20 protein-coding genes are annotated in these 25699 nt (G+C 54.1%); 14 read left to right on the top strand and 6 right to left on the bottom strand.

Annotation, left to right across the window (positions count from 1 at the left end):
- Positions 1–17 precede the first annotated feature (17 nt).
- Entirely contained in the window at positions 18–2396 is a 2379-nt protein-coding gene (locus VV869_RS06860) for a DNA polymerase II (RefSeq protein ID WP_337734246.1), read from the top strand.
- Between the two features lie 261 nt (positions 2397–2657).
- A complete protein-coding gene (locus tag VV869_RS06855; RefSeq protein WP_337734245.1) occupies positions 2658–2927 on the top strand; it encodes a DUF1289 domain-containing protein in 270 nt (89 codons plus the stop codon).
- A gap of 78 nt (positions 2928–3005) precedes the next feature.
- Here the strand turns inward: VV869_RS06855 and rplY are convergent, their stop codons facing one another.
- Positions 3006–3284, bottom strand: coding sequence for a 50S ribosomal protein L25 (gene rplY, locus VV869_RS06850; protein WP_337734244.1), 279 nt, complete (start codon positions 3282–3284; stop codon positions 3006–3008).
- A 482-nt stretch (positions 3285–3766) separates the two neighbouring features.
- Between rplY and VV869_RS06845 the strand changes: the two genes are divergently transcribed.
- Positions 3767–5926 (top strand): TonB-dependent hemoglobin/transferrin/lactoferrin family receptor, encoded by a 2160-nt coding sequence (locus tag VV869_RS06845; protein ID WP_337734243.1) that lies wholly within the window; start codon positions 3767–3769, stop codon positions 5924–5926.
- A 108-nt stretch (positions 5927–6034) separates the two neighbouring features.
- Here VV869_RS06845 and VV869_RS06840 read toward each other — a convergent pair whose 3' ends face one another.
- On the bottom strand, positions 6035–7780 hold the full coding sequence (locus tag VV869_RS06840; RefSeq protein ID WP_337734242.1) for a DEAD/DEAH box helicase: 1746 nt from the start codon (positions 7778–7780) through the stop codon (positions 6035–6037).
- 166 nt (positions 7781–7946) lie between these two features.
- A complete protein-coding gene (locus VV869_RS06835) occupies positions 7947–8441 on the bottom strand; it encodes a GNAT family N-acetyltransferase (RefSeq protein WP_337734241.1) in 495 nt (164 codons plus the stop codon).
- Between the two features lie 270 nt (positions 8442–8711).
- Between VV869_RS06835 and rsuA the strand changes: the two genes are divergently transcribed.
- From rsuA to VV869_RS06815, 4 genes are all read left to right on the top strand, one after another.
- A complete protein-coding gene (rsuA, locus tag VV869_RS06830) occupies positions 8712–9407 on the top strand; it encodes a 16S rRNA pseudouridine(516) synthase RsuA (protein WP_337734240.1) in 696 nt (231 codons plus the stop codon).
- Positions 9408–9660: 253 nt separating this feature from the next.
- Positions 9661–10011 carry a hypothetical protein gene (locus VV869_RS06825; RefSeq protein ID WP_337734239.1) on the top strand — a complete coding sequence of 117 codons (351 nt, stop codon included), beginning with the start codon at positions 9661–9663 and terminating at the stop codon, positions 10009–10011.
- A 199-nt stretch (positions 10012–10210) separates the two neighbouring features.
- The gene (locus tag VV869_RS06820; RefSeq protein WP_337734238.1) at positions 10211–11401 is read left to right on the top strand and encodes a Bcr/CflA family multidrug efflux MFS transporter; all 1191 of its coding nucleotides are present in this window, start codon (positions 10211–10213) and stop codon (positions 11399–11401) included.
- An 8-nt stretch (positions 11402–11409) separates the two neighbouring features.
- Complete coding sequence (locus VV869_RS06815) at positions 11410–12066, top strand: DUF2913 family protein (RefSeq protein ID WP_337734237.1); 657 nt, start codon at positions 11410–11412, stop codon at positions 12064–12066.
- Positions 12067–12227: 161 nt separating this feature from the next.
- Here the strand turns inward: VV869_RS06815 and VV869_RS06810 are convergent, their stop codons facing one another.
- The gene (locus tag VV869_RS06810) at positions 12228–13688 is read right to left on the bottom strand and encodes an SDR family oxidoreductase (RefSeq protein WP_337734236.1); all 1461 of its coding nucleotides are present in this window, start codon (positions 13686–13688) and stop codon (positions 12228–12230) included.
- A 284-nt stretch (positions 13689–13972) separates the two neighbouring features.
- Here VV869_RS06810 and VV869_RS06805 point away from each other — a divergent pair, with 284 nt between their 5' ends.
- The 7 genes from VV869_RS06805 to VV869_RS06775 all read left to right on the top strand — a co-directional run bounded on the left by VV869_RS06805 (position 13973) and on the right by VV869_RS06775 (position 22936).
- On the top strand, positions 13973–15343 hold the full coding sequence (locus VV869_RS06805) for an MATE family efflux transporter (RefSeq protein WP_337734235.1): 1371 nt from the start codon (positions 13973–13975) through the stop codon (positions 15341–15343).
- Between the two features lie 223 nt (positions 15344–15566).
- Entirely contained in the window at positions 15567–16238 is a 672-nt protein-coding gene (locus tag VV869_RS06800) for an ABC transporter ATP-binding protein (RefSeq protein WP_337734234.1), read from the top strand.
- A complete protein-coding gene (locus VV869_RS06795; RefSeq protein WP_337734233.1) occupies positions 16219–18678 on the top strand; it encodes an ABC transporter permease in 2460 nt (819 codons plus the stop codon). Before VV869_RS06800 ends, VV869_RS06795 begins: the two co-directional genes overlap by 20 nt.
- Complete coding sequence (locus VV869_RS06790; RefSeq protein WP_337734232.1) at positions 18678–19772, top strand: lipocalin-like domain-containing protein; 1095 nt, start codon at positions 18678–18680, stop codon at positions 19770–19772. The genes VV869_RS06795 and VV869_RS06790 overlap by 1 nt, the downstream gene beginning before the upstream one ends.
- Positions 19773–19840: 68 nt before the next feature.
- On the top strand, positions 19841–21139 hold the full coding sequence (locus VV869_RS06785) for an amidohydrolase (RefSeq protein ID WP_337734231.1): 1299 nt from the start codon (positions 19841–19843) through the stop codon (positions 21137–21139).
- 105 nt (positions 21140–21244) lie between these two features.
- Positions 21245–21922 (top strand): potassium channel family protein, encoded by a 678-nt coding sequence (locus tag VV869_RS06780; RefSeq protein WP_337734230.1) that lies wholly within the window; start codon positions 21245–21247, stop codon positions 21920–21922.
- Positions 21923–21982: 60 nt separating this feature from the next.
- Positions 21983–22936, top strand: coding sequence for an SDR family oxidoreductase (locus tag VV869_RS06775; protein ID WP_337734229.1), 954 nt, complete (start codon positions 21983–21985; stop codon positions 22934–22936).
- Positions 22937–22965: 29 nt separating this feature from the next.
- On the opposite strand, the gene VV869_RS06770 is transcribed toward VV869_RS06775, so the two are convergent.
- Together VV869_RS06770 and VV869_RS06765 are read right to left on the bottom strand one after the other, a co-directional pair.
- Positions 22966–24711, bottom strand: coding sequence for a response regulator (locus VV869_RS06770; protein ID WP_337734228.1), 1746 nt, complete (start codon positions 24709–24711; stop codon positions 22966–22968).
- 456 nt (positions 24712–25167) lie between these two features.
- Positions 25168–25626, bottom strand: coding sequence for a GNAT family N-acetyltransferase (locus tag VV869_RS06765; protein ID WP_337734227.1), 459 nt, complete (start codon positions 25624–25626; stop codon positions 25168–25170).
- Positions 25627–25699 lie beyond the last annotated feature (73 nt).

Raw genomic sequence — 25699 nt, 5'->3', positions numbered from 1 at the left:
AGTTTTCTGAGGTATTTTTGCAAACGCAACGAACAGGCTTTGTGCTGACCAGGCAGAGCAGAGATTCGCGCGGTCAGACTGAGATCGTGCTTTGGGTCAAAACGGATGAAGGACCGTGCCGCCTGGTGGTGCAGGGAGATCATCCGGTTTGCTTTATTCCTGAGGAGGATTATCCGCAGGCGGAGCGGCTGCTGCGCGAGGCCGGGATCCCGGCGACCTGGCGTCCCTTGCCCCTGAAAAACTTTCAACATCGGCGCATGTATGGCTGTTACAGCCAGACGGTCCGGGACAGTCTGCAAGGGGCGGCTTTGCTTCGCAGCGAGCATATTGAGCCCTTTGAAGCCGATATTCGTCTGGCGGATCGCTATTTAATGGAACGGTTTATTCGCGGCGGAATTGCTTTTGCCGGTGTCAGCCAGGCCCGGGCCGGTTATACCGATTTTCAGCAGGTGAAGGCCAAAGCCGCTGACTATATTCCCCAGCTGTCAGTGGTTTCTCTGGATATAGAATGTTCTGAGAAAGGCATCCTTTATTCGGTCGGGCTGCATAGCGAGATGGACAGCCGGGTGATCATGGTCGGGGCGCCGAAACCTGATGATGAGCCGGTGAACTGGATCCAGTGGGTTGCGTCGGAGAAAGAATTGCTGCAGGCCCTGGAGCAGTGGTTCGTCCGGTTTGACCCGGATATTGTCATTGGCTGGAATGTGATTGATTTTGACTGCCGTTTGCTGATGAAACGCGCCGAGTGGCACCAACTGCCGCTGCGGATCGGGCGGGGCGGACAAACTCCGCACTGGCGTCAGTCGAGCCAGAACCCCAATCAGGGGTTTATCACGGTACCGGGACGGGTGGTGCTGGACGGGATCGATACCCTGAAAACGGCAACCTACAATTTCCGTTCCTGGTCGCTGGAGTCGGTGTCACAGGAATTGCTGGGGGAAGGGAAGCAGATCCACAACGTGCATGACCGCATGGCGGAAATCAACCAGATGTTTCGTCACGACAAGCTGTCACTGGCACGCTATAACTTGCAGGACTGCAAACTGGTCACGCGGATTTTTGAAAAAACGCATCTGCTCGATTTTGCCATTGAGCGGAGCCGGCTGACCGGGGTAGAGCTGGATCGGGTCGGTGGATCTGTTGCCGCGTTTACCAACCTTTATCTGCCACAGTTGCATCGGGCCGGATATGTTGCGCCCAGCCTCGATAGCGACAACTGGATTGCCAGCCCGGGCGGTTACGTCATGGATTCCAAACCGGGCCTGTATGATTCGGTGCTGGTGCTGGATTTCAAATCGCTGTATCCCTCCATTATTCGCTCGTTCCGGATCGATCCGCTGGGGCTGGTTGAAGGGTTGTTGCTCGAAGAGGGCAAGGCCGACGACCAAGCTATTGCCGGGTTTCGGGGCGGGCGTTTCCATCGGGAAAAACATTTCCTGCCGGAAATGATCGAAGCTTTGTGGTCGGCCCGGGATCAGGCCAAGCGTGACGGGGAAAAAGCGTTTTCTCAGGCGATTAAGATCATCATGAACTCATTTTACGGCGTACTGGGCTCATCGGGTTGTCGTTTCTTTGATCACCGGCTGGCGTCGTCAATTACCATGCGGGGTCATGAAATCATGAAAACGACCCGCGAGCTGATTGAAGGCAAAGGTTATGAAGTGATTTACGGCGATACAGACTCGACTTTTGTGTCGTTAAAACGGGCTCATGACGGGGCGGACGCCGATGCCATCGGGCAAGCGTTGGTCGGATATATTAACCAGTGGTGGCGGGAGCATCTGCGGCAAACCTATAACCTGGAATCGGCCCTGGAACTGGAATATGAAACGCATTATCACAAGTTTCTGATGCCGACGATTCGCGGCCAGGAAACCGGCAGCAAAAAGCGTTATGCCGGTCTGGTGAAGCGAGGCGACGAGGAAACCATTGTCTACAAAGGGCTGGAAACGGTCCGGACCGACTGGACTGCGCTGGCCCAAGAGTTTCAGCAGCAGCTGTATCATCGCGTCTTCCATAACCTGGATGTGGAAGACTATGTGCGCCAGTACGTCGAGCAGACCAACAGTGGGGCGTTTGATGACAAGCTGGTATATCGCAAAAGGTTACGTCGTCACTTATCTGAATATCAGAAAAACGTGCCGCCGCATGTCCGGGCTGCGCGAATGGCCGATGAAGTGAACCGTCAGCAGGGCAGGCCGCTGCAATATCAGAACGGTGGCTGGATCGAATATCTGATCACACTGAACGGTCCGGAGCCGATAGAAGCCTTGCAGAGCACGGTTGATTATCACCACTATATTGAAAAACAGCTCAAACCGGTTGCAGACGGAATTTTACCGTTTATCGGCAAACACTTTGATGAGATCACCGCGCCGCAGTTGGGTTTGTTTTAGCCGCGATAGCCGCCCCCTGGGCCCGGATGGCTTTTCCAGACGGTTTCTTTTCGTTTAGTATGATCCGGGAACGGCTTCAAATGCAGGGGACAGGGTCTCGGAACACGTCTTCGCCTCAGGATGATGACGGGGTGTCACCGCAGGCATGTTGCTGCTGAATTGAGGGCTACGAGCAAAGGGCTATGTTCAAAGGGCGATGATCGAGAGGGTTATGATTAAGCGGTCTATGATCATTAGAATACTGTCAGTACGGGAGGATGAATGGAACAGCTGGAATTTTTTTCTATTCCCAGCCCGTGCGTGGGCGTGTGCCAGGTGAATGAGCGCGGGTACTGTAAGGGCTGCATGCGCAATCGGGAAGAGCGTTTTAACTGGCAGAAGATGACCGCGGCTGAGCAGCGCAACACCATCCGCTTGTGTCGTCAGCGATATCTCCGTTTGCGAAGGCAGGCGATTGCGGTGCAGGTACAGGATCAGAGTCAACCGGTAGCGGCCGCTGAAAATCCTCAGACTTCTTTATTTGATGAGTAACCGGTGTTGATCAACGAATCAAATTCGGAAATAAAAAAAGCGCCACAAGGGCGCTTTTTTCGATGAGATGAACTCGCATTAGATGCGGATGAAGTCCATGTGCTCAACTTTTGGCTTGAACGGGTGACGTTGGATGTCTTGTGGTTTCACCTGAACTTCTGCACCGTCGATTACCAGAGTGATCGCTTCGTAGAAAGATGCTTCATCCATTTTGTTGATCACGTCATCGTGCTTCAGGACGATAGCAACTGGTGCTGCTTCACCACCGTAAACGATTGCTGGGAATTTACCTTCGTGACGTAGGCGGCGGCTCGCACCTTTACCCAGGTCAGTACGTACTACTGCTTCAAATTTCATCTTAAAATCTCTTTAAATTAACTAAATAAGATATCGAGTAATGCGACCTTACTCGATGTCGTAAATCGAGCGCGGATACTAACATTGCCCCGGCCGCGGGGCAAGAAAAAACACCTTCAGCCGTGAGAAAAAACTTCGGCCTACCCTCATCCGGTGACTTCTTCTTCATGTCACTTGAAATATGAGCGCTCGTGCGGGTTGTCCCATCCTGGAAATACGTTTTTTTTGCACTCAAGCGTTTCATTGTGGACTCGTTATCAGGTCTTGGATGCTCAACATTGTTTGGTGTTGGGGCCCGTATCTCGATGAATGGAAATCTGAATGATGGGAATGTGGAATAACGCAAGCGATATTTTGCTGTTCTGTGATGTCTTTAGGAAAACTTGATCCAGATCACCGTGATAATGATAGTAATTCTCATTTTTATTTGTAATACTTCGTCTAAAGTTTCTTATCGATAATGATATTATTAAGCAGGGGTTATGAAATCTAAGCTCAGTCTCGTTGCCAGCGCCGTCGTTCTGGCAATGTCACCAACACTTCAGGCACAGGAAAGTGTTTCCGTCTTTGATGAGATCGTGGTTTCAGGGACACGCTCAGAAGCCAGTATCAAGGATGTGCCGGGGAGCATTTCGAAGGTCAGCTCAGAAGCTATAGACAATAATTTGTCGATCGATTTGAAGCAGGCACTCAAATATGAGCCGGGTGTGACAGTGAATGGTCGGGGTCGTTTCGGGATGGAAGACTTCACAATCCGAGGGATGAGTGGCAATCGTGTGAAGGTGCTGGTGGATGGTGTTGAGCAGCCTTCATCGTATAACCCGGGTGCTGATGCGATGCGGATGAATGCGAATACCTATGAGGTGGACACGCTCACCGCAATCGAGGTGAATAAAGGCCCGGCCTCGACCCTGTATGGCAGTGATGCGCTGGGCGGGACGGTGCTGATGCGCACCAAGAACCCGGAAGATGTACTGCAAGTCGGGGATGATACCCATGTCGGCGTGAAAACCGGGTATGCCAGTGTAAGTGATGAATACAAGGCTACATTTGAGCTGGCCAATCGTACCGGTGATCTGGAAACCTTGCTGATCTATACCCACCGTGACGGCCATGAAACCGAAACTCATGGGGACGGGGCTGAGATCGAAGGGCCGGAACGCGGCGCAGCCGATCCGCAAAACCTGACCTCACACAATGTGCTGGGTAAAGCATTTTATCAGCTCAATGAGCATCACCGCGTGGGCCTGGTGGGGGAATACTATACCCGAAGCGCAGACGGCAGGACGTTGTCGCGAGAAGGCTTTGACGGCGGTCGGGGAATGTTCCCGGGGTTTGTCTACACCAATGTTCGTACCGATGATAAAGATGAGCGGGTTCGCCTGGGGATTGAGCACGAATGGCTGGCGGGTAATGCAGCTTTTGATGCGCTGAACTGGACATTGAGCTGGAGCCAGAATAAAACCGAGCACGATAACATTGACCATACCGGCCGTTACGGCAACCGGAATCGGGTGCGGCAAGGTGAAAATGAAAGCCTGCAATTTGATATTCAACTTGAGAAAGAGTTGACGCTGGCCGGGAATCGTCATGCACTGACCTACGGCGCTGCAGCATCGGATGCCTCGTTTGAACTGGATTATACCGATTACTTCCTCGATCGCGGCACATCGCGTGCAGGCGATGTCGAGGTTCCTGATTCAGATTCAGAGAAACGTGCGGTGTTTATCCAGGACCAGATGTATTTCATGGCGGATCAGCTGGTGGTGACCGCAGGGTTGCGCTACGACGATTATACTGCAAAGCCGGATCAGACATCAGGACTGACCGAGCACAACAGTGATGCACTGACGGCGCGACTGGGGGCGGTGTATCACTGGAACCAGAATTTCAGTACTTATGCGCAATACAGTGAGGGCTTCCGCTCTCCGAGTATCTATGAGCTGTATTATGACAAGGACAACTCAGCTCGTGGCTACCGGATTGTATCGAATCCGAACCTGAAGCCAGAGGAAAGCCGTTCATATGAAGTCGGGATGCGTGCCAATCATCGCACGGGTGCCTTGGAGCTGGCTGCGTTCTACAACGACTACAGCAACTTCATTAAGAGCAGCAAAACCACGGAGAATGGTCTGGATATCACGACCAATGAAAACGTCGATGAAGCTGAAATCTTCGGGGTCGAATTCAAGGGTAGCCTGTGGCTGGATGAAATGGTCGGCGCGCCGATGGGCTCTTATGCACGACTGTCGGTGGCTTACCTGGATGGCGAGGATAAGCGTACCGGTGAAAGTCTGGACACCATTGCACCGCTGACGGCTGTGATGGGTCTGGGCTACGATGCGCCGAACGAACACTGGGGGAGTGCCCTGAATGTCACGTTGGTCGATGATAAATCGGGTAGCGACTGGGAAGCTGCCGAGAAGCCGAACATAAAGGCACCAGGTTACGCGGTGGTCGACCTGACAGCGTACTATCGTCCGGTGAATGATCTGACGTTGCGTGCGGGTCTGTTTAACGCCTTGGATAAGCAATACTGGCAGTATCAGGACCTGGAAGGGGTGACTGCCTCCGAGCAAGGGATTGACCGCCGGACGCAACCCGGCCGTAACTGGGGCGTGACGCTGGATTACAGCTTCTAAGCTTAATCACCGGTCACAGTGCGTATCCATGTCAAAGCCGCATGTTCTGCATGCGGCTTTTCTGTATATGACTTTTTGAGATGTGGCTTGCTCTGTTTGGGTAGGCGTTCAGGATTTCTGGTACTGGTCTAAGTCAAACAGCTTGTCCCGGATGGCCCAGAAACGGCCATTCTTACGGGCAATAATGATCTCCGGCGGGCGCAGGCGGTGTTCATTACTGGCGACTTTGGTCGGGGCCGTGTCGGTGAATGGCCGGTGGCGATCAACCAGGTGCGGGTTAATGAACTTGCGAAGAAATTCGTCCTTTTGCCCTTTGGTCGATAGCGTCCAAACTTCGCTGATTTCAGCCCCTTCATCGCTGGTGTAGATCACTTTGAGCTGCGGTTTGTTAAATTTGTTTTTGCCCGGCTCCAGACGCAGGTCGGTACATTTCATGATCATCGCGTCTTTGAGCTTCAGCGCATCGCGCAGTTTTTTGTCCGGATCGACCATCACTGCATCGCAGACATGGCAGCGGCGGGCGGCAATATCGTTGTCTGCACCGCACTCTTCACAATATTTGGCCCGGAAACGGTAGCCACACTCTTCGCGCTCGCCGGTGTCGTCATCTTCGAAGTAGCCCTGGCAACGGCGGCCGTAGTGTTCAATCAGAAAACCGGCGGCATCCAGCTTGCCCCAGAAGCTGTTATTAAACCCACATGCAGGGCAGGGCACCATGATCACTTCGCTGTCACTGTCGGGCTTGGGATCGCCGACCTCCGGCTGGTACAAGTCATAACAGTTCCCGGCATACTCTAGCACCAGACAGTCTTTTTTGCCTTCGAACAGTCGCAGCCCGCGGCCGACAATTTGCTGGTACAAGCTGATGGATTCGGTCGGACGCAGAATGGCAATCAAATCGACATGCGGGGCGTCAAACCCGGTGGTCAGTACTGAAACATTGACCAGATATTTGATTTCCTGGCGCTTGAACGCTTCGATGATCCGGTCGCGCTCATCGATCGGGGTATCGCCGATGACCAGTGCGGCATTTTCACCGTTCAGATACCCCATGATCTCCTGCGCATGATTGACCGTAGACGCAAAAATCATCACTCCGCGGCGGTCTTTGGCATAGTCGCGGACCTGATCAATGATCATCGGGGTTGCGCGGCCGGACTGCTCAATCACACTGTCGAGGTCGGCTTCGCGGTATTTGCCGTTTGATGCCGGGGTCAGGCTGGAAAAGTCATAGCCGATCACGGCCATGTCCATGATCTTGGGCTCAGTCAGGAATCCCTCGTCGAGCAGATAGCGGATCGGCAGCTCGAAAATACAATCGCGGAAGAAGCGATCCTGCTCGGTCCGGACCTGACCACGGGTGTGATACTTGTAAATCCAGCCCATGCCTAAGCGGTAAGGCGTTGCTGTTAAACCCAGGATTTTAATCCCCGGATTGATGGTTTGCAGATGGCTGATCACCCGGCGGTAAGCACTGTTTTCATCATCCGGCACCCGGTGGCACTCATCGATGACCAGCAGGGAGAACTCGTTGGCAAATTGATCCAGGCTGTTGGCCATTGACTGCACCGACGCAAAGACTACCTGGCGGTCGGTTTCCTTGCGGCCCAGACCGGCTGAGAAAATCGAGGCCTTGAGGCCGTAGCTTTCATATTTACTGTGGTTCTGTTCAACCAGCTCCTTCACGTGGGTCAGCACCAGCACCCGGCCCCGGGCAATGCGGGCCAATTCCGCAACCACCAGGCTTTTACCGGCGCCGGTCGGCAGCGTGAGTACCGCCGGGGTACTGTGCTTGCGAAAGTAATGGATGGTCGCTTTGACACTGTCTTGCTGGTAGGGGCGAAGGGTGTACATATCTGGGTGGCTACTTTTCAGGAAAACGATGGAGAAACAAGCGCAAAGTGTACCTGAAGTGCGGGGAGAATAGCGAGGGGTCGTGTGTTCAGAACGGCCCACGGGAACGTGAGCCGTATTTTAGTACCGGTTTGGTCCCGGCGTGCCTGGTGCTGTGATGGTGTGCCTACGAGGCGATATTGAGCGTGACTTTTTCCTGCTTGATCACTTTGGTCATCAGACAGAACTGGCGGCGAGGAATAAAGCCATGTTTTTCATAGAAGTTCCGGGCTCCGGCGTTCCCGATATTGACCTCCAGCGAGAGGGCATGCACCCCGGCTTCTCCCATATGTTGTTCAATTTGCGGGATGAGTTCAGTCCCGATGCCTTGCTGGCGCCACTCGGGTTTGAGATAAAACTGATCGATGAGGCCGATCCGTCCGCCATGTTCCACGCTAAAGCTGTAGCTGATCACAATATGGCCGGCGATGATTTTTTCGCCTTCTTGTTCCACTTCAATGAACCACGCCTGGCCCAGCTCCGGGTTACTCAGGAGTTGGTGAATCGCCTGGCTCGTTTGTTCGAACTTCTGCGGCAGCACTTCGTACTCAAAGAGTTCTTCAACCAGTTTTAACAGGACATCCGTTGAAGACAAGCTTGGCGCAACGAGTGAGATATTCATAGTACGACCTTATTTGTTAGGTTTTGCATTGAATCCTTTCAGGTAAAGCAGTGCGTTTATACGTGATCTGCTCATATGTATAAAGACCTCGAAATCACATAAATGTTCTATTCTGTGTTGTTTGTCCAATGTGTGATGTTCAACCGGTCTGCGGTTGAGAACGTGAATTGATTCATCGTGTACAGATTCATGTATGCGCACAGTTTAGTTGCTATGTACTCATCCGTAAAATTGATATGATGCGCGTTTTTGTACCATGCGGAGCCAGTCATGAGGCTTGATAAATTTTTATGCACCACCTTGGGTATTACCCGAAAGGAAGCCGGTAAGCTATTAAAAAATAAAGAAATTGAAGTAAACGGCGAGGTGGTGAAAAATGGCGCCCTCAAAGTGACGGATACGTGCGAGGTTGAGTTCAACGGCCGTACGCTGCAACTGACCGGACCACGTTACTTTATGCTGAACAAGCCACAGGGCTTTGTCTGCTCTCACGTTGATGACTTTAATCCAACCGTATTTATTCTGATTGATGAAGTCAGTCCGGAAAAACTGCATGTGGCCGGTCGACTGGACGGGGATACCACCGGACTGGTCCTGCTGACGGATGACGGCCAGTGGTCGCACCGGATCACTTCGCCGCGTTATGAATGTGAAAAAGTGTACTACGTTGAACTGGCCGATCCGCTACCGCCGGAAACGGTGCAAACTTTTGCCGAAGGGGTGCAACTCCGGGGTGAAAAAGAGCTGACCCGTCCGGCGAAGCTGGAAATTCTGGATGAGCGGGAAGCGCTGATCACCATTACGGAAGGGAAGTACCACCAGGTGAAGCGGATGTTCGCGGCGGTCGGCAATAAAGTCGTGGGCCTGCATCGTGAGCAAGTCGGCAGCATTGAGCTGGATGACACGCTGGAGCCCGGCGAGTATCGTCCGCTGACCGATGAAGAAATTGCCGCATTTATGAAGTAAGGCACATCGGATCGATGGTCTGATTTTTCAGGCAAAAATAGCGAAGTACAAGGCGGGTTTCCCGCCTTTTTTTATGTCATTCAGAGCAGCTCTGCCACGATCAGAATGGCCACAGCGCCACGTCAGCGGTGGGTTGTGTTTATCCCTGCATTTTTTATTGTTAATTTCATCACCTTTTGATGACATCTTGTTGTTATGACCGGGTGAAACTCTTAGTATTCAAGCTTCCCCATAGTGATTGAATGAATTATCCATGCGCAAATCCATCATCAGAATGATGTTTGCCGCCAGCTTGTTAAGCTGGGGATTACTTGTTGCAATGCCTGTGGTGAATGCCCACAACCAGCCTGCTGGCACGTGGGCCTCTCTCTGTACCTTAACCGGTTTCAAGTTGGTGAAACTGGCTGACGGTCAACCGCAGCTCCAGCACGATTCCCTGAGCCATTGTCCGATCGGCTTATTCAGTTTGGCTCATGCTGAAAGCCCACGGCTCGAACTCGGGGTAGCCGGGCGGGAGCAGCTCGTCAGTCTGTATCACTTTGCGCCGCAGTTGTGGCCATTCTCGTGGTTTTCATCCCGCGCCCCTCCATTCACATTCAGCTGAATGCATCCGCTTGGTTTAACCTTGTGATCAAATGGCCTGAAGCACTGCAAATTGTGAAGCCCTGGGTCGGGGGTTTTTTATACAAACCGTGATCGGGCTCCGGTATACAGAAATAAATAATTTCCTATCAGGAAAGAGTCTTTTCTATTAATTCATCGTACAATAGCACCCTTCCGACATCCTCCAGCAAAGAGATTTTATGACCACATCTGACAGCCCGAAGCTGAGCTTTCAACTGATCCTGATCCTCGGGGCTATCGCTGCCCTCACGCCTTTAGCCATTGATATGTACCTGCCCGCGATGCCGAGCATTGCCAAAGATTTGGGGGTTGTGCCCGGGGCGGTGCAAATTACCCTGACGGCCTATACCGCCGGTTTTGCGGTGGGGCAGTTGTTACACGGACCGTTGGCAGACAGTTACGGTCGCCGTCCGGTATTGATTATTGGCGTGCTTTTATTTGCGCTGGCGGGATGTGTCAGTGCTATGAGTCAGGGGATCACCGAGCTGACCTGGGTTCGGGCTGCGCAAGGGTTTGCCGGGGCTTCGGCTGCGGTGATTATTCAGGCGCTGGTGCGGGATATGTTTGAACGGGAAGAGTTCGCCCGAACCATGTCTTTCATCACGTTGGTGATGACGATTGCACCGTTGGCGGCGCCGATGGTGGGCGGTTACTTGTCGGTGTGGTTTGGCTGGCGCTCGATCTTCTGGGTGCTGGCTGGGGTCGCGGTCATCGTGATTCTGGCGGTGCTGAACAAGATCCCGGAAACCCTGCCGCCTGAGAAACGCTTGCCGTTTCACCTTGGTGCGACGTTGCGTAATTATGCCCGGATGCTGATCACGCCTGTGGCCGTGGGTCTGATTTTCAGCAGCGGTTTTTCATTCGCCGGGATGTTTACGTTTTTGACGGTTGGCTCGTTTGTTTATATCGATCTCTACCATGTCAGTACCGAAAACTTCGGTCTGTTCTTTGGCTTGAATATTGTGGTGCTGATCCTAATGACCAGCCTCAACGGCCGACTGGTGCGCAAAATGGGCTCGCACTGGATGCTGCGCCTCGGATTGGGGATCCAATTGCTTGCCGGGGCTGGTCTGGTGTGTGGTCAGGTGTTTGAGCTGGGTTTGTGGGGCGTGGTGATCCCGGTGATGTTGTTTGTCGGCACCATTTCGATCATCGGCAGTAACACCATGGCGTGTCTGCTGGCCAAATATCCGCACATGGCCGGGACGGCTTCTTCGCTGGCTGGCACCATGCGTTTCGGGACCGGAACCCTGGTGGGCGGCGCGGTGGCGATGATGCCGGATGCCACAGCCTGGCCAATGGCATTGACCATGGCGTCCTGTGCAGTATTATCTGCGGGTTTTTATTGGTTAATGTCGCGAGATGCATGAGGAGCCACATGGCAGTTTATATTGAAGAGATCGGAAAATTGGTCTCTGACGGGTTGAGTGAGCTGGCTGAGTCGGTTGAAAGCGGGAAAACACCCGGTAACCCGGTGAGTGAAACACACTTTCTCAGCGCCTGGGTTACGAAGTCCATCAAGCAGCAGCGTTACGACCATAGTGTGGCGAAAACGTTACTGGCCTGGCAGCAGCAGGCCCGTAGTATGGGTAAGAATGCCCAGCTGAAGCAGCAGTTTGTTCAGATCTGCAACACACTGACAGGGTTGAACCCGGCCGAGGCGCTGACCGCGGCGGTAACAGCCGCGCAGATCCAGGCGTTGTATCAGGCGCTGACCGCGGCGGGCTGGCTGGTGACCACCGAGTTTGAAGTGAACCGTAAGGTCACCCATCATACCAATGGTCAGGCATCGCTGGTGGTGTGCGCCAAGCAATACCGCGAAGCCATTGCTGAGTCCGGCGACGTGGTGAAACCGCTGTCGTTGTATCTGCGCGGGGATGCCAAAGCGGTGATTGATACGGCATACCAGCACGGTTTGTTGTTGTTTAAAGTCACGGACTACAAGTCGAAGGTGAAGTATCACGGCGAGTATGTGGTTTATCCGTGTAACCACGGGACGCATTTACCGGAGTTGCCGACGCAAGCGGCGCAGTAATGCAGATGTCACAAGACACGTAAAAACGGGGAGGCGGCAACGTCTCCCCGTTTGTCTTGATAGGATGTGCTTCCGGGTTCAGTACCCGTGTCTTGCTCTTGTATTTCTGTTGTTTCGCTGTTGTATTGTGGTGTCTTGTTTTTCGTCGACTTTGCAAGGCGCTATTCAGTGACGGATTTGCCTTCCCGGGCGTCGGCCTGGCAGCGTTTGACAATGGCATGGGTCATGCCTTTAAAAATGAACAGGTGGGCCGGCATCATGGCAAACCAGTACATTAGCCCGGCAAAACCGGCCGGATGCCACCAGGCCCGGATGTCGAGCTCCCGGTACTCACCTAAATCTCGGATGGTAAATTCCAGTCGCCCCAGACCGGGCGCTTTCATCCCGAACAGCAGCGAGAGAAAGCGGTTCGGCTCTAAGTTGATCACTTTCCAGGAATCCAACCGGTCACCCAATGCCAGTGAGTCGGGATCGCGGCGATAACGGTTCAGCGCTTCTCCGCCTGCGGCATAATCAAGCCATTCCCGAAGCCGCCACAGGGCATTGGCATAAAAGTAGCCGGGTTCTCCGCCCAGCTGCTGGATTTGTTGCCAGAGCTGCTCCGGCGTCGCATTGGTTTTCAGCGTGTATCCGGCCTGCTTGGGGTAATACCCATATCCGGGTTGCCAGCGGGCGAGGGCATCGGGGTCAAATCCCCAGATTTCATTGCGAACCACCTCACTTTCATGGCCCAGACATTCTTGTACGGCTTCATCGTAGCTGAGGAGCGTTTGGGGGATCAGGGATTGGATGGCGGAGCTGTTGGCCGCCAGGTCGAGTTGTAACCCACCGATCAGTGCCCGGGCAATATTGGTCGGCACCGAGGTGATAAATTTCAGCCAGTAGGCCGCAATGGTGGGGGTCAGGAGAGCCAGCGGCACAATGCGGACCTGCTTTCCGGCGTACTTGCCCAGAATACGCATTTGATCGGCATAGGTCAGGATCTCCGGGCCGGTGACATCAAAAATCTGATGGCGACAGGGAGTAAAGTGCAGCAACTCCTGGAGGTAGTACAGCAGATTGCGCAGCGCGATGGGGGCGTTTCTGGATTTGACCCATTTGGGCGCGATCATCACCGGGAGGTGGAAAACAAAATCACGCATCACTTCGAAGGCGGCGGAGCCCGGCCCGACGATAATTCCGGCCCGGAGTTCCGTCACGGGGATCCCGCTGTCGCGGAGGATCTCGCCGGTGGCTTTTCGGGCCGCCAGATGTTTGGAATGCCCCTGTTTGGCTTGCAACGCGCCGAGGTAAATGACCCGCTGAACCGTGCTTCGCCTCAGGGCGGTACTGAAGTTACGCGCGGCATCGATTTCGATATCAATAAAGTCATGGCCGTGGTTCATGCCATGCACCAGAAAAAAAACCACGTCGACATCGGCAAGCAGCGGCTCTAAGTCTGTGGTCTGGTTTAAATCCAGTTCAACCAGCGATACGTTGGGAAGCTCGGTCCAGCCCCGCTTGCGCAGCAGATCCAGGTTACGGCCGGTGGCTTTGACCTGATAGCCACTGCTGGCTAACGCCGGAACCAGGTGGCTGCCGACATAGCCGGAGGCCCCGACAACCAGAATCGTTTTACTCATGGATGGTCATGCTCCCTGCAACTTAACGCCTGATAACAGGTACTGCCGCGCCCGGCCAAACAGATCTCGGCGACACTTTGCGAGAGGGAAGCCGATGATAAATTAATAAAATTGGTTGTTTATAAAACTGTAGCGGATAAAATTCGAACTGTCTTCGCCATTGATCGTGATTGCTTTCAACCGCTTGCTTTCAAGAGCAGGTTTTGAGAGCAGGACCTCACGATCGGGCCTCAAGATGATTCCGTCATTGTCCTGTAGTCGGCCTCGCCCGTTGGTAATTCGAAATGAACACTATCCTGCGCCATTTTCAAGGTGAATTTCTTCGCCGTTTATTGTTGATCGCTTTCCCGATTGCTTTGCAAACCATGTTGTTCTCCAGCCGTAGTCTGGTTGACATTATGATGCTGGGTCAGTTGGGGGAGCTGGATGTGGCCGCAATCGGCATTGCCGGCCGGGCGGTATTTGTCGCAACCCTGATGATCTTCGGTGTCACAACCGGCGGGGCATTGCTGACGGCGCAATACTGGGGTGCCGGGAATCGTCGGGGCGTTCAGCAAAGTACCGCATTGACGATTTTGATGACGCTGCTTGCCGCTTTGGGAGCCGGGCTGATTTTTCTGTTCGCGCCGCAAGCGGTGATCGGTATGGCGACAAATTCTGAGGCGGTGATTGCCCTCGGCTCTGAGTACCTGATGATTACCGCATTCAGTCTGTTTACTATGGCCTGGGGCAGCAGTATTGCGGTTGGCCTGCGGGCGATGCACCAACCGGGCATTGCGACCTTCTTCAGTGCGATTGGCATTGTGCTGAATATTTTCCTGAACTGGGTGCTGATTTTCGGTCACTTCGGGTTTCCGGCGCTGGGGATTGCCGGGGCGGCCTGGGCGACGCTGCTGAGTGGTTTGATTGAAGCCGTGTTACTGTATGTCTATCTCAGCCGTCGTCAGCATCTTCTGGCGATGAACTTGCGGTTGCTGCTGGGGGCTGTCGAACTGGGCAAGATCCGCCGTTTCCTCTCGCTGTCGATGCCGACTACGTTCAACCACCTGGCATGGTCGCTGGGGATTTTTGCCTATCACGCCATTATCGGACAATCCGGTGTGCAGGGGCTGGCTGCATTGTCGGTGATGACGCCGATTGAGTCTTTTGCACTGGCACTGCTGATCGGTATTTCCAACGCTTCGGCGGTATTGATCGGCAATCAGCTCGGCGCGAACAACCATGAGGCGGCGTACTATCAGGCCTGGGCGGTGTCTCTGTTTAACTTCTGCTGTGCCGTGGTGGTCGCCTTGGTGATGGTGCTGTGTAAAGATCTGGTGCTGGATCTGTTCTCGGCGTTATCCGGCGAGAGCCGCGCGCTGGCAGAGCATTTCTTCCTGATCTTCGCCGTGGCCGTGGTGGTCAAGAGTATTCCGATGACGATGATTGTCGGTGTGCTACGCGCGGGTGGGGATATTCGGTTTTGCCTGTATCAGGACATGGTTGCGCAGTGGTTGATCGGCATCCCGCTGACGGCTTTCTGTGCCTTTATCTTACAATTACCGTTAGAATGGATTTATGCCATGTTAATTGTGGAAGAGCTGGTGAAGTCTGTCGGCTCGACGATTCGGCTTAAGTCCCGTTCATGGATGAATAACCTGGTGGCCGACGGTTAAGTTTTCGTTGGGGACGATTCGTCTGACAGGGCGCGTGGTATGGATAAAGTTTATTGATTTTTAAGAACTTTGTGGTTGAGGATTAAACGGACTGTTTAATTTGTAGATGGTTTGAAACGCATTGCACCAAAATGGCGAGTAAGCCGGGTAAAGTACTTTCTCATGCCCCGGCTTTGCTGTACATTTCGTTGCCGAAACCACCTACAAACGTTTGGGGAATTGGATGTTACGACTCGTGGAGCTGTGCAAAGGCTATCAGGATGGGGCTGAATACCATTCTGTACTGCAGGGTGCAGAGCTGGCGCTGAATCAAGGTGAGCAATTGGCCCTGATGGGCGAAAGCGGCTCGGGCAAGAGTACCCTGCTGAACCTGATTGCCGGGCTGGATACGGTGGACTCCGGCGAAGTCTGGCTGGGGGAAACGCCGATTCATGCCATCAGCGAACGGGAGCGGACAGCGTTTCGTCGTAACAATATTGGTCTTGTTTTTCAACAGTTTAATTTACTGCCGACGCTGACGACCGCCGATAATATCCGCTTTTGCCGCCAACTCAAAGGGCTGGAAGAAAAGCCGGAGTTATGGCGTCAGATTATCTCAGCGCTGGATTTAATGCCGTTGCTCGGCCGTTACCCGGAAGAGATGTCCGGAGGCCAGCAGCAGCGGGCGGCAATCGCCCGGGCGTTGTATATGGAACCGCAAATTCTGTTGGCGGATGAGCCGACTGGCAGCCTGGATGAACGCAACGCCGGGGCGGTGATCCGCTTGCTGGTGAACCTGACCCGCCAGCTCGATTGTACCCTGTTGCTGGTCACGCACAGCAAGCAGGTTGCAGAGCACATGAGTGGCTGTATTCGACTGCAGGGAGGTCAACTGCATGTTAAGCCCCGTAGCTAAGGCGCTCTGGGGGCACTACAAACGCCACCCGTTTCAAATCGTTTTGGTGTGGCTGGGCCTGACGCTCGGCATTGCCTTGTTGGTCGGCGTCATGGGCGTCAATCAGCAAGCCAGGGAAAGCTACCGCCAGGGCGAGCAACTTTTTTCCAATCCTTTTCCTTACCGAATTCGTCATCAGCAACCGGCCATGAAAGTGCCTCAGGCTTTCTATATTGACCTGCGCCGGGCCGGCTTTTCTCAATGCGTTCCGATGGATCAACACCGGGTGGTGACCGATGACAATCGGGACTATGAGATCGTCGGCATTGATCCGGTGGCGATGATGTCCAGCTTCAAGGTGCGCGCTGCGGCTGATCGTCAGGCGCAGATGCTCTCGCTGATGCAGCCGCCGTATCCGATCATGGTCGGTGAGCAACTGGCGTACTACATGGGCGTTGAGGACGGGCAGTTTCTCAAGCTCGACAACGGCAAATCGATAGGCCCGCTGCGGGTGGTTGAAGAAGAGCGGGTCCGCGGTCCGCGGATGATCGCCGATATGGCGGTGGTGCGGGATCTGTATCCGAGTGCCGGGCTGTCTGCCATTCTGTGTGCCGAGATGTCTCATGAGCGATTAAATCAACTGGCCGCCGAACTTCCGCCCGCCTTGCAGCTGGAGCACAACCAGAGCGAAACGCTGGAGCCGCTCACCGATGCGTTTCACCTGAATCTGTTTGCGATGGGGATGCTGGCGTTTGTGGTCGGCTTATTCATCTTCTATCAGGCGATGTCGCTCTCGCTGACCCAGCGTCAGCCGCTGGTCGGGCTGTTGCGACAGGCCGGGGTGTCAGGGACCCAACTGACCCAGGCGTTGTTGCTGGAACTGCTGGGGTGGATTGTCCTCGGTCTGATTGGCGGGAATTTATTGGGATTGGTGCTGGCGCAGCAATTGTTGCCGTCGGTTGCGGAGACGCTGAACAGCCTGTACGGGGCCAATGTCAGCCTGGAAGTGGCGTGGCACTGGCAGTGGGGTCTGGCCTCGCTGGCCATTGCCATGTGCGGCTGTTTGTTGTCCTGCGGCTGGCCGTTGATCCGTCTGATCAAAACCCAGCCGGCCCGGTTGTCGACCCACATGGCACTGGTGCGTTTCAGCGGCCGGGAATTCGCCTGGCAGGCCTTTTTCTCCGGTCTCTTTATTGCAGCGGCCTGGGGGGTGTATCAGTTGCCTCATGGTCAGTTGGCCGGATTTGTACTGATCGCCTTTATTCTGATTGCCTCGGCGCTGGTGATGCCGTTCTTGCTGTGGCAGTTGTTTAGGAGCCTGGGATTGCTCGTACGCTCGGCCCGGTTGCGCTGGTTTTTCTCGGATGCCGCCGCCAGCCTGAGTTACCGTGGCGTTGCTTCGATGGCATTTATGCTGGCTCTGGCCTCGAACATCGGGATGGAAACCATGGTCGGCAGTTTTCGCAATACCACCCAGGTCTGGCTGGATCAGCGTCTGGCGGCAGACATTTACGTGCGTCCGTCCATGAGCGTTGCCCCGCGTATCGCCCAGTGGCTGGAGAAACGCGATGATGTGCGCCAGGTGTGGTGGCAGTGGCGGAAAGAGCTGCCGACGGATGAAGGCACCCTGCAGGTGGTCAGCATCGGCGGGACGCAACAGGAGCAGGAGGCATTGTCGATCAAGGTCGCGATCCCAGAATACTGGCAAAAGCTTCATCATCAGCGGGCGGTGCTGGTGAGTGAATCACTGGCGCTCAAGCGCGGCTGGCAGCCGGGTGAGTTCATCAACCTGCCGTCTCCGATGAATGAGCGCTGGCAGATCGCCGGGATTTACTACGACTACGGCAACCCCTATGGTCAGATCATGATGTCGCATAAACGTTGGCAGACCTTGTGGCCGCAAAACGGACAGGTCGGTTTGGCCGTTCATTTGAAGCCGGGCACGGATAGCATGGATGTGATGAAAGCCATTGGCGAGCGGTTCCGTCTGCCGCCGGAGCGGGTGCGTAACAATGTCGAACTGATGGCGCAGGCGATGCGGGTGTTTGACCGGACCTTCATTATTACCGCGACCCTGGGCAAACTGACGTTATTTGTGGCGGTTTGCGGTTTGTTCTTCGCCACGGTGGCCGGTGAAGTCTCCCGTCAGCGCCAGTTTGCTCTGCTGCGCTGTATGGGCATGACGGGCCGCGAACTGGCTTTGCTTGGCGGGGGACAACTCCTGCTGATCGGGCTGCTGACATCGATCATTGCATTGCCGTTGGGGCTGATCCTCGCCCAGCTGCTCATTGACGTGGTGTTGAAATATTCGTTCGGCTGGACCATGCCGGTGCAATATTTCCCGTTTGAGTACCTGACTTCGCTGGGCTCGGCACTTGTGGTGCTGCTGGCCGCAGGCGCCTGGCCGGTCTGGCGGCTGGTGAAGCGCTCGGCCATCCTGTCACTGCGGGAGGCTTTCTGATGCGTAGCAGACGATTAGTGCCGTGGCTGACGGGGATATTGCTGACAGTCGGGTTGCTGGGGTGTGAGCCTGCTGGGCAGGAGCGGGCCAATACGGTCGAAATTTTGAGTCAGGGACTAGACGGTGACGATCAGAATTTTGAAACCGTTGTGCCCGGCAAGACCTGGCAGTTTCCGCAGGATCATCTCAGCCACCCGAGCTTTAAAACAGAGTGGTGGTATTTGACGGCGAACCTGACGTCACCGGAAGGAAAAACCTTCGGTGTTCAGTGGACCTTATTCCGTTTCGCAGGTCGTAATACGGCCGAGGCAGGCTGGCACAGCCCGCAAATGTACATGGCACATGTGGCCGTGACTGGCGAGAAGCAGCTTTGGCATGCCGAGCGCTTCGCCCGGGGCGGAATTGGTCAGGCGGGCGTTACCGGCAATCCATTCCGGGCTTGGTTGGACAACTGGTCATGGCGCTCCGAGGACAGCAATCCGTTTCCGGGGACGCTGTCGTTTGCGGATGAGCGTATGGTCGCAACCCTGCAGGTTCAAAATCAGGGCGCCCTGATTTTTCAGGGCGAGAACGGCTACAGCCGCAAACACGCCAGTCAGGATATCGCTTCTTACTATTACAGTGCGCCGTTTCTGCATCTGGAGGGCACCCTGGTGCTGGACGGCCTGCCTTATCAGGTCTCCGGACCGGGTTGGCTGGATCGGGAATGGAGCAGTGAAGGACTGGCGCAAAGTCAGCTGGGCTGGGACTGGTTCTCGCTGCATCTCGACGATGGCAGTGCTTTGATGCTGTATCAGATCCGGGAAGCGGATTCGGTGCCGTATTATTTTGGCTCGCGGAGTTGGCCGGACGGCAGGGCCGTGATGCTCTCTGCGGACGAGATCCGGATGATCCCGATAGCCAATGCCCGTCATGAAGGCAAGCTTTACCCGGTGCAGTGGCAGATCGCTGTCCCGAGTCAACAGATTCAAGTGAAAGTGGATGTGGTCCGTAAGGAACAATGGTTGCCGTTTATGTTTTCCTATTGGGAAGGCCCGGTCAGGGTCAGCGGCAGTCATACCGGACAGGGATTTATGGAGTTGACCGGCTATTAGGTGACGACATCACAGGTGGATGTTGTGCTTGATCGTCGGTTTGCCATAAAAAGAATTAGGATGAAATTGTGACCAATACGATAACGATTGATGAAAACACGCTGGGACAACGGTTGATTAACCACCGGCGGGAGTTTCATCGCTACCCGGAATCGGCCTGGTGTGAGTTTTTCACCACCAGCCGGATTGCCGGACTGTTGCAGTCGCTCGGTTATGCACTGCATTTTTCGGATGCCATTATCCATCGTGACGCCATCATGGGACGGGATGAAACCGAAGTAGCCCATGCTCGGGAACGGGCGATGAGCTGGGGGGCTGATGCCAGTTTCATGGCCCAAATGGACGGGATCACCGGTGTCGGCGCCGTGCTGGAGACCGGCCGCCCCGGACCTGTCATCGCCCTGCGTTTTGATATTGATGCGGTCGAAGTCCGCGAAAGTCAGGAAGATGCACATCGGCCGCGGTTTCTGGGCTTTGCTTCGCTCCAGGCGGGCGTGGCCCATGCCTGCGGCCATGATGCGCATACGGCGATTGGCCTCGGCGTTGCTGAAATTCTGGCGGCCAACCGTGATGCTTTGTGCGGGACGATCAAGCTGCTGTTCCAACCTGCTGAAGAAGGGTGCCGAGCCGGTAAGGCAGTTGCGCAAAGTGGCTGGCTTGATGACGTCGATTATTTCTTTGCCGCCCATATCGGGATGAATGTGCCGAGTGGCACATTGGTGTGCGATCCGCAGCATTTTCTTTGCAGCTCGAAGTTCGATTTGCATTTTTCGGGCAAAGCGGCCCATGCCGGGATCGAACCCAATGCCGGGTGTAATGCGTTGGCGGCAGCCTGTACCGCAGTCACTCAAATGCTGGCGATCCCCCGCCACCGTGACGGGATGACCCGGATCAACGTCGGTCAGTTTCATGCCGGTGACGGACGGAACGTGATCCCGGCCAAAGCCGTGCTGATGGGGGAAACCCGGGGTGAGAACCGAACCCTGAACAGCTATATGTACCAGCAGGTCGAACAGATTGCCCGAGCCGCGGCCCAGATGCACGGGGTGGCGCTGGAGATCAAAACCCAGGGCGAGGCCATTGGGCTGGAAAATGATCCGGCGCTGGTGGCGATGCTGGCCAAACTGGGCCTGAGTAGCGGATTTAGCCAGGTGGTGCTGGAAAAAGATTTCGGTGCCAGTGAGGATGCCGGCTATCTGGTCGAGCGGGTTCAGGCGAACGGCGGCAAGGCCATTTATTGTCTGGTGGGCTCTGATCTGGCTGCCGGTCACCACAGCGGTGATTTTGACATTGATGAGAGTCGGATGTTGCCGGCGGTCAAATTGTTCTTAAATGCGATCAGCGAGTTGCAAATGCACCCGGCCTGACGTGCGCCTGCATGAAATCTGTCAGCATGGCCCTACCCACCAGCTAAGCTGTAGGGTAGGGCAATCAAGCTGCTGGCAGCTTTCGGCAGAGGAGTGTGCGTCATCATGGGCAGAACCATCAGTGCCAAGAATAACTTTTTCTATCTGACCGCCTCGCTGGTCATTCTGTTGATCAGCGCCACCCTGACCCAGGCCCTCAGCGGCAGCTGGTTTGACTGGGTGCTCAAAGGGGTCACACTGTTCAATTTTGCCGTCTGCCTGGTCAGTTTACAGGTCGACAAAGTCTGGTTTCGCTTTCTGATCTCTGTCGTCATCGGCTGGGGGATGGTTTCGATCGGTAAAGCATTTTTCCCCTCCCGCGAAATGGACGCTCTGGTTTTGGCGCTGATGCTTTGCTTTTTCCTCGGTACGTTCAAAATCATCGCCCGAAAGATCCTGTTCACCGGTTCTATTGATGTCAATAAAGTGGTCGGCTCGGTGGCGCTGTTTCTACTGCTCGGCCTGATGTGGGCCATGGTGTATCTGATTATTCTGGAGTTTTCGCCCCAAGCCTTTACTGGGATGTCGCCATTGCCCTGGGGCAAGAATTTTGCCAACGTCACGTATTTCAGCTTTGTGACCCTCACCACCTTAGGCTATGGTGACATTAGTCCGGTGTCGCTGGTTGCGCGGGTCATGGTTTATCTTGAAGCCATTACCGGTGTATTTTATATGGCTATCGTGGTGGCCAGTCTGGTGGGCGCCAGCCAGCAGCACCGGGGAGAGAAGCAGGATCCCCCATAGTTTCGGCTTTCAGGAGGAAAGTCTGGAGCGCAAGCCGTTTTGTTTGTGAAGGAGCACGACATGAAACGCAATTTTTTTCAAAAAGCCCGGCGGCTCATCAATCAGCTGGAAGTGTTGGCCGAGACGTTCAGCCTTCCCAGAGTCGAGAAGAAAGAACTCGGCGTGGTCGGCGGTGATGTGCCGGACAATGCCCTGGATAACCAAACGGTTTTTATCAGTGGCGGCTCTCGGGGAATTGGCTTGGCGATTGCCAAGCGGTGCGCCCAAGCCGGAGCGACGGTGGTGATTGCCGCAAAGACCACAGCGCCGCATCCGAAGCTGCCGGGCACGATTTATTCGGCCGCGGATGAAATCAATCAGCTGGGCGTTGGCAAAGCCATTCCGGTGGTGCTGGATATTCGTGACGAAGATGCGATTGAGCAGGCGGTTGCCCAGGTGGTCAAACAAACCGGCGGCATTGATGTGGTGATCAACAATGCCAGCGCGATCCACCTGGCGGATATGGAAAATACACCCAGCAAAAAGTTTGACCTGATGTTCTCGATTAATGTCCGGGGGACGTTTCTGCTAACTCAGGCGTGCTTACCGTATCTTAGACGCTCGGCAAATCCACATATTGTTACCTTATCCCCACCCATCAGCCTGCAACCGAAATGGTTTGCGGCCCACGGCGCTTACACCACCTCCAAATATGCGATGTCGATGATGGCGATGACGTTTGCCGAAGAGCTGGCAGCGTATGATATCGCCTCGAATGCCCTGTGGCCGAAGAGCACCATCGCCACCTCGGCGATTGAGAACATGGTCGGCGGTAAGTTGCTTGAAGATCGCTCCCGCAAACCCGAGATTATGGCCGATGCCTGTTATGCGGTGATCACCCGGGATGCCAAAACTTGCAGCGGCAATTTCTTCATCGATGAAGATGTACTGCGTGAGCAGGGCATCACGGATTTTGACCACTATGCCTGTAAGCCGGGTCATCCGTTGCAGCGGGATCTGTTTTTGGAAGATTAAGGGGGCGATGAGCCTGCCCGGCAGTGATGTTATTGCTCTTTGTTCTCACAGCGCGCCTTTAGCTTCAAGAGCCGAGCTTTGTCGACTGCGGGTTGCCAAAGCTCAGATGATTGTTGGTGATCGCTGTTATCATGTTCGTGAAAGCCGCATTGGTGGTACTTTTCAGTGAGTTGCATCAGCCAATCGTGGTGCGGGATCGGCAGCGGGGCGGCTTTCAGTTTTCGCAGGGTGGCTTCTATCTCCTGGTCATTGAGAAAACGGCTGGCGAGCAAACAGTGCAGGTAGCCTAAGTTAACTTCGCTGCTGTAAGGAAAGTCCTGTAGAAGTTGTTGATACAGGCTGAGGGAGTGTTGCTGGTGGCAAAAGGATAGCTGGTGTGCTTCTTTGACCTGGTCAAAGAGCGTCAAGATGCGGGACGTTAACGCTTCATTGTGTTGAATGAGGTGAAAATCATCAAATGTGACTCTGCACAGTTTTTCTTTGAGCTCAAGCTCAGCATAGAGTTGGGTGGCGAGATATAGCTCACCTAATGCCAGTGAGGGAAAAATGGCCTTCACCAGAAAATCTGCGGGCAGCTTGCCAGGCTCATGGAAAAAACGGGCAAAGGCTTTCATCAGGCAGCGCCTGGCCTTTTCCTCGTTTTGCTCAAGCAGGTAGAGGCGGGAAAACGTCAGGTAGCCATAGGCGATCGCGATGGTTTTCTGCGGAGCCGGGAGTTTAAGTCGGGCCCGGTTAACCAGCGTTTTCACGAGATGTCTGTACTGGGGGGCCGTCCCCCGGGCCAAGTATTCGCTATAAGTTCGCTCAATACTGGCGCAGCACTCGGCTAAATAATAGCGCCAGGAATCATTCATCAGTGGAAGACTCTCTGCCAGTTGCCGGGTTAAATTGGCGAGCGTTTCGGTGTCATGAAATGTGGCCGACAAGCGGAATACCGACAAGATCCGGTTGCAGGAACGAGGGGTCAGCGCTAAGGCCTTGCTCGCGTACTTGAAGGCATGGCCCAGGTTTCCTGCCGATTCATGGTAAATCACCAGCTCGTCGATGGCCTCGATGGTGAGTGGTGAGTACCGGAGCAGGTATTCTAAAAGTTTTGTGGCGGTTTCGAAATCACCTTGGTGATAGTGTAAGCGCGCTTCCGTGCGTGTAATAAACGGGTGCTGGCTGTGCTTTTTCAATACCGGAAGCAGGCGCTGAATTTGCTGCCAGTCTTGGTTTTTGATCAGCAACTCGACCAGGGTTTGGATTAACGAGAATTGGTAGCCATAGGTGCCCAGCTGCATCTTACACACGGTAATGGCCTGGCTGATGCCTTGCTCTGCCAGGGCTTTCTGGATCGGCCTTCTGAGCATGACCGTCTCATAAACACGGTGTAACTTTTCTTTCAATTCCCTTGATGACACGGGCTTTAACAGAAATTCATCAACCGATGAGCTGATGACGGTCATCGCGGTTTTGACCGTATGATCGCCCGAGATCATCATTAGCCCGCAATCCGGCGGGAGCAGTTCCTGCGCGACTAAGATATCCACTAGTTCACAGCCGTTAATTTTCCCGTCCAGATGAAAGTCAACGATGATGATGGAATAGCTTTTCATCCGGCATAAGTTGAATGCTTCACTCTCGCTCGTAGCAATGTCAACCGCTTCAATGCCGAATTCATTCATCATATGCTTCAGAATGAATGCCGCACTTTTCTGATCATCGACGATCAGGACCTTGATCTGGCCCCAGTGGTCACCGTCGAGTGGCGTGGCGCTCGTATGATTCATCATGTCAACTCCTTGTAAGACCTGATTTTATCAAGCACGGCAAAGCGTCTTACCTTCTATAAACGTAGCTGTTTTTCTGGCCTTGGTTGCATGGGTATTTCAACAATCAATTGAGAGGGCTTCAGGTTGAGTGTGGTGATGCCGACCGGAAGCACTCGGTCAGCTTGTGAATCCATGGAGCTGTGTCTATCCATGTCACTTTGTTACTGGTATTCCACCCAAAGCTGAACGTGTGGTTTTCCCCGGCCTCAACACCGGGAAAAACCTAGCCCGGATAAAATGCTCTCAGTCATTGTAAAGGGATTGATAAATAGAAAACGGTGATCTGTTCAGCGAAAACGCAATTGATCATGTATTGAATCGCAGGGCTCCCAACGGGCTAGCTCGTCAGTGATTCAGAGAGGTGTTTGGAAAACTCCAGATCGATGAGCACTGTTGCATTGAGCTCGGCCCCATCGATCACTTCCTCACTGACCTTGCCGGTTGGCAGGAAACCGTGCCGTTGATAAAAGCGATGGGCGCGATGGTTCCCCTCCAGCGCCCATAGCTTGATTTGCTCAGCCCGAGATTGAGTAAATGTTTTTCACAGGTGTCATAGAGGCAACTTCCTATGTCGCTGTGATATCGCGTTGGTGCAATGTAGAGCGCGCTGAGTTCATAAGTTTTCGGATTGTAGTAGCCTTTTGGTTGCCCGCAGCAAAGAAAACCAAGTAAGTCGGATTGATCTTCAGCAACAAAGACCCAAGCCAATTCATGGCCAATAATGTTGGCCCATTGCTTTTCACGATGGGCCAGCGTAAAGCGATCAATATAGTGCTTGGGCATTAAGCTATCGTAAGCTTCAGACCATGAAGCAACATGAATTGCAGCAATTGCTGTTACGTCATCGATTGATGCTTTTCGAATCTTGTACTGCACTGATTTTCCTATTGGATATATAACCGCTGAAACATGGCGATGCATTGGCATCACTTTACATCACGGGGCACGG

The sequence above is a fragment of the Photobacterium sp. MCCC 1A19761 genome (genome assembly GCF_037389125.1).
GTDB lineage: Bacteria > Pseudomonadota > Gammaproteobacteria > Enterobacterales > Vibrionaceae > Photobacterium.
The sequence above is the reverse complement of the archived record's forward strand: the minus strand, read 5'-3'. Positions and strand labels throughout refer to the sequence as shown.